Raw genomic sequence first — 3,925 nt, 5'->3', positions numbered from 1 at the left:
TGGCGCACCCGGCGAGATTCGAACTCACGACCTCTGCCTTCGGAGGGCAGCGCTCTATCCAGCTGAGCTACGGGTGCCTTGGCCGGGCGGGACCATAGCCGAAGCGATCCGGGGGTGCAAATGGGCGATGCGCTCGGCCGCGCTCAGCGGGCGGCGTGGTGGCGGGCGGTCGCGCGGTCGAGGGCGGCGGCGAGGCGGTGGAGGAGGGGCGCGGCGCGGGTGGTGACCGGGGCGATGCGGTAGTGCGGGTCGGCCAGGGTCTGCGGCAGGCGGCGACAGGCGGCCGGGTCGCGGGCGATCGTCTCGGCCGCCTGGGCAGCGGCGGCGGCCCGCATCCGGCCGTGGCCATCGGTGAGCTCGGGGGCCCGGGCGGCGACCGCGGCCAGCGCCACCTCGAACGGCCGGACGGCGTTGCGGCGGCGCCAGTCGGCGAGTGCGGCCGCCCGGACGCCGTTGCCGGCCGGGTCGACGGATCGGCAGCGCTCGGCCAAGGCGTGCGCGAGGCCGATCGGCACCAGCGCCGCGGCAATCGCCTCGGAGGCGGCGGCGACGGGATCGCGGCGGGCGGCCTCGGGCTCGACGACGCCGGCGGCGAGCGCGGCGATGGCCGCGATCAGGGTGGTCGATGTTCCAGCCATTGTGTCCCGTCCGGAAAACACCCACAGTCGGTGGTGAGTTCCCTCGCGTCATCCCCGCCTGCCAGGAGTCCCCCGTCATGCCAGCCGCGCCGCGCGTCGCCATCGGCGGCTTCATGCTCGAATCGAACTGCCATGCCCCGGTCGCGACCGAGGCGGAGTTCCGCGCCGCCGTCTATGCCGAGGGCGAGGACATCCTGGCCGACCTCGCCCGGCCGGCGCCGCGCATGCCGGCGACCCTGTGGGGCTTCTGGAAGGCGATGAACGAAGCCGGCGACTGGGTGCCGGTGCCCCTCGTCATGACCTCGGCCGGCGCCAGCGGCTCGGCCGAGCAGGGCTTCTTCGACCGCACCGTCGACGCGATGTGCCGGCGCCTGCAGGCGGCGCTGCCGGTCGACGCCGTCTTCCTGTCGCAGCACGGCGCCGCCATCGCCACCGTCGAGCCGGACCCGGACGGCGTCGTGTTCCAGCGCATCCGCGCCGTCGTCGGCCCCGACGTGCCGATCGTCGCCACCCTCGACCTGCACGCGAACCTGAGCCGGCGCATGGTCGCCGAGCCCGATGCGCTCGTCGTCTACCGCCGCAACCCGCATGTCGACATGGCCGAGCGCGGCGCCGACTGCGCCCGGATCCTGCACCGCATGCTGGGCGGCATGCGCACCGCCAAGGCCTACGCCAAGCTGCCGCTGATCCCGCCGTCGGTGACCCAGAACACCAGCGAGGGTCCCTATGCCGACATCATCCGCTATGCCGAGGGCCTGATCGGCGGCGACGTCGTCAATGTCTCGGTCGCCTCGGGCTTCACGTCGGGCGACACGCCCAAGGCCGGCATGTCGGTGATCGTCACCACGGCGGGCGACCCGGCGCTGGCCGACCGCATCGCCCGCGACGTCGCCACCCGCGCCTGGGCCGACCGTGCCCGCTACGTGCCGAAGCTGACCCCGCTCGCGGAGGCGACAAGGCTCGCCCTCGCCGTCGGCCGCGATTCCAAGCTGCCGCCGCTCCTCTTCGCCGACGTCGCCGACAACCCGGGCGGCGGCGGCCGCGGCAACACCATGTGGATCCTGGAGGCGTTCCACCAAGCCGGCGTCGAGGGCTGCACCGTCGGCATCGTCAACGATCCCGAACTGGCGGCCGAGGCGCACGCGCTCGGCGCCGGCGCCCGCTTCCGGGCGCGCTTCAACCGGTCGGAGACCCAGGCCTTCTCCCGGCCCTTCGAGGCCGACGCCGAGGTCATGGCGACGGCCGACGGCACCGTCGTCGGCCGCCGCGGCATGCTCGCCGGCCGCACCCAGAAGCTGGGGCCGAGCGCGCGCCTCCGCCTCGGCGGCATCGACGTCGTCGTCGTCTCGGTCCGCAACCAGCTGCTCGACCCGGCGCAGATCGAGCAGGTCGGCGTCGACCTCGCCCGGGTCCGCTCGCTGGTGGTGAAGAGCCGCGGCCATTTCCGCGCCGGCTTCGACGAGCGCTTCCCGGTCGACCGGATCGTCGAGGTCGACGTCCCCGGCCTGACGACGCCGGTGCTCGCCAAGGCCGGCCTCGTCAATGTCCCGCGGCCGATCTTCCCGCTCGACGCCGAGGTCGGCTGGGCGCCGCCGGCGAGCCTCGTCGTCTAGGGTCGCCTCATCCCTCCCAGCCGTCGGCGAACGGGAAGCGGCGGCGCCAGAAGTCGGCCAGCCGCGGCTCGGCGTCGACGCGGCGGACGATCGGCGTCATCCGCGGCGCCGCGGCGTAGAAGCGGCGGCGCCAGGGGCCGAAGCGCGAAACCACGGCGACGTAGAGGTCGAGCATGGTGAGGCGGTCGCCGAGCAGCCAGCGCCCGGGCGTCATCTGCCGGTCCATGATCGCCCAGCACTCGGCGATGCGGTCGTGCACGGCGTCGACGACGACCTCGCGCAGCGCCGGCGGGGCGCCGACCCGCGCCGGGTCGGGCTTGATCCAGTGGAGCGCGTAGATCGCGGTCGCGACATAGACCATCCAGCGCAGGAACTGCGCCCGCCTGAGGTCGCCCGGTGCCGGCGCGAGGCCGGCCTCCGGGTGGGCGTCGCCGAGCCAGATCAGGATGGCCGCGCTCTCGGTCATGACGTCGCCCGACGGCAGCACCAGGGTCGGCACCTGGCGCATCGGGTTGGCCGGCTCGACCCGCGTGCGCGCCGCCTCGTCCTGCCAGGTGGCACCCTCGACCAGCCGGTAGCGGATGCCCATCAGGGTCAGCGCCGCCTCGACCGCGACCGAGCCGGAGGCGGCCGCGCCATAGACCGTGATCGTCCCGCCCGAGCGTGCCGCCATGCCTGCCGTCTCCCCGTCGCTGCCCTGTCCAGGGTACCCTGGACGCGAGGGCGGCCCCAGACCCAACCGCCCGCCGCCCGCAGGATCGCCCCCCGCAGGATCGCCCGATGACCCGCCCGATCGCCCGTGCCGACGCGCTCGCCCTGCTGGCGCCCTTCCGCGCCAACGATTGGCCGACATTTGCCGCCGCCGGCCGCCGGCTCCTGCCGCAGGACGGCGCGGTCGCCGGTCTCGTCCGCGCCTTCGCCGCGGCGGCGATGGCGCCATCGGAGCCGGCGCGGCTGGCCGCCCTGGAGGCGGCACGGTCGGCGCTGCCGGACCTCGCGCGCTACGGTTTCGTGCTGCCGATCCAGGCGATCGACCCGGCCTCGCTGCCGGGCATCGCGATCCAGCTCGACCGGCTGCTGACCTATGCGGCCGCCGACGCGTTCCTGCTCGAATACCCCAAGTGCGGCCGCACCTGGCTGCGCATGATGATCGGCCGTGCCGTCGCCCGGGCGGGCGGGCCCGTGCTCGCCGACCCGACCGATCTCGCGCGGCTCGCCGCGCTGCGGCCGGACCTGCCGCGCCTGGAGGTCACCCACGATGACGATCCCGAGCTGAAGCGGGTCGAGGACATCGCCCGCGACAAGGGCATCTATGCCCATTGCCGGGTGCTGCTGCAGGTGCGCGACCCGCGCGACGTCGCCGTTTCCTACTTCTTCCACCGCACGACCCGGAACCACGAGGCCTTCCGCGTCGAGCCCTTCGCCGGCACGCTGGCGGAGTTCGTGCGCCACCCGCGGGGCGGCATCCCCAATATCGTCGCCTTCTACAACGCCTGGGCGGCCGGCCGCGCAGCGCCGACGGCGCTGCTGCGCCTGGACTACGAGGACCTCGTCGCCGATCCGGCCGCCGGCCTGACGGCGGCGCTGGAGTTCCTCGGGCTGCCGGCGCCGGACGCGGCCGGCATCGCCGCCACGGTCGAGGAGTGCCGCTTCGAGCGCATGCAGGCGCTGGAG

At 74.7% G+C, this 3,925-nt stretch carries 4 protein-coding genes and 1 tRNA gene; 2 read left to right on the top strand and 3 right to left on the bottom strand.

Annotated elements, in window-relative coordinates:
- Positions 1-77: transfer RNA gene (locus tag ACE3Q3_RS01090), tRNA-Arg, on the bottom strand.
- Positions 78-143: 66 nt separating this feature from the next.
- Positions 144-638, bottom strand: a complete 495-nt coding sequence (locus ACE3Q3_RS01085) for a hypothetical protein (protein WP_374440506.1) — start codon at positions 636-638, stop codon at positions 144-146.
- Between the two features lie 77 nt (positions 639-715).
- On the opposite strand from ACE3Q3_RS01085, the gene ACE3Q3_RS01080 reads away from it, so the two are divergent.
- Complete coding sequence (locus tag ACE3Q3_RS01080; protein ID WP_374440503.1) at positions 716-2,251, top strand: M81 family metallopeptidase; 1,536 nt, start codon at positions 716-718, stop codon at positions 2,249-2,251.
- Positions 2,252-2,258: 7 nt separating this feature from the next.
- Here the strand turns inward: ACE3Q3_RS01080 and ACE3Q3_RS01075 are convergent, their stop codons facing one another.
- The gene (locus tag ACE3Q3_RS01075; RefSeq protein WP_374440501.1) at positions 2,259-2,924 is read right to left on the bottom strand and encodes a glutathione S-transferase family protein; all 666 of its coding nucleotides are present in this window, start codon (positions 2,922-2,924) and stop codon (positions 2,259-2,261) included.
- Between the two features lie 107 nt (positions 2,925-3,031).
- Between ACE3Q3_RS01075 and ACE3Q3_RS01070 the strand changes: the two genes are divergently transcribed.
- Positions 3,032-3,925 (top strand): sulfotransferase domain-containing protein (locus tag ACE3Q3_RS01070; protein ID WP_374440498.1); only part of this gene is annotated, 894 nt, incomplete at its 3' end.

Source organism: Allostella sp., assembly GCF_041913585.1.
GTDB lineage: Bacteria > Pseudomonadota > Alphaproteobacteria > ATCC43930 > Allostellaceae > Allostella.
The sequence above is the reverse complement of the archived record's forward strand: the minus strand, read 5'-3'. Positions and strand labels throughout refer to the sequence as shown.

Bases quoted from the DNA above. Each gene is read 5' to 3' on its own strand.
- ACE3Q3_RS01085 (WP_374440506.1), bottom strand. From the start codon at position 638: ATGGCTGGAACATCGACCACCCTGATCGCGGCCATCGCCGCGCTCGCC.
- ACE3Q3_RS01080 (WP_374440503.1), top strand. From the start codon at position 716: ATGCCAGCCGCGCCGCGCGTCGCCATCGGCGGCTTCATGCTCGAATCG.
- ACE3Q3_RS01075 (WP_374440501.1), bottom strand. From the start codon at position 2,924: ATGGCGGCACGCTCGGGCGGGACGATCACGGTCTATGGCGCGGCCGCC.